Here is a 233-nt window from a genome sequence, read left to right on the forward strand (position 1 = left end):
AAGCGCCTGGTCAAGGGCGCCGCAGCGGGCGTATTCGACTTTCCCGTCGAGGGTCGCGGCGAATGATTCGGTTGCTTCGCCGATGAGATAGGCTTTGCTGATCCTGGCAAACAAACCGTTAAGAGCAGCGATGCCGCCCGCCTTGGGCTTGCCGCCAGCGATCCAGAACACGCCGGATGGAAACGCCGCCAGCGCCTTTTCCACCGAATCGGCGTTGGTGGCCTTGGAATCGT

The 233-nt window shown here is 61.8% G+C and carries 1 pseudogene; it reads right to left on the bottom strand.

Annotated elements, in window-relative coordinates:
* Positions 1 to 233: pseudogene (gene murD, locus AC4FS3_RS29600) on the bottom strand (UDP-N-acetylmuramoyl-L-alanine--D-glutamate ligase); the annotation flags it as partial.

It is taken from the genome of Pseudogemmobacter sp. TB195 (genome assembly GCF_058313095.1).